The following is a 548-nucleotide window of genomic DNA, read 5'->3' on the forward strand; positions in this document are numbered from 1 at the left end:
TTGTTGCCCCTGATGAACTCGCCTCCGAGCTGATCAGCAGCTTTCTCTCGCAACGCTTCCGGGGTGGAGCCGGACTGCGTGCTATCCCCGTTCTGGGAGTTGTTGTTATGCCGGTCTTCATCTTGGTACTGCCCCGGCGTGTAACCTGTCTGCTCCTCGATAGCTTCGTAAATCTCGACGTACTCCGACCCTTGGATGAGCGACGGCTCATCCTCGTCGCTGTCCGCCTCCCGCTGAGCATCCAGTCGCTCCTTGACCGTCTCCTCTGCGAGGATGTCGTTGGTCAGTGCGAACCCGACGAGCCCGTCGTACGGGATCGGCGTGTGCTCTGAGACGAGGTTGTGCTTGCGGGCGTACTCCCACAGTTTGAACTTCTCGATGCCGGTCATCTCCTGGCCGGTCACTCCCTGTCGGTCGTCGAGCTCGCCCATGTCGCACAGGGCAAAGTGTCCGAAATTGTATGTTGCTTTGCGCTTGTGGTCGTAGGCGATCAGGTCGCCGCCTTTCCCACCGATGGTGACAAAGTAGTTCTCGCTGTCACCGAAGTG

The 548-nt window shown here is 59.3% G+C and carries 1 protein-coding gene; it reads right to left on the minus strand.

Annotation, left to right across the window (positions count from 1 at the left end; translation table 11 throughout):
• A partial coding sequence (locus EXE42_RS18675; RefSeq protein ID WP_158293724.1) for a hypothetical protein occupies positions 1-548 on the minus strand: 548 nt, incomplete at both ends.

The sequence above is a fragment of the Halorubrum sp. SP3 genome, assembly GCF_005435195.1.
Classification (GTDB): domain Archaea; phylum Halobacteriota; class Halobacteria; order Halobacteriales; family Haloferacaceae; genus Halorubrum; species Halorubrum sodomense.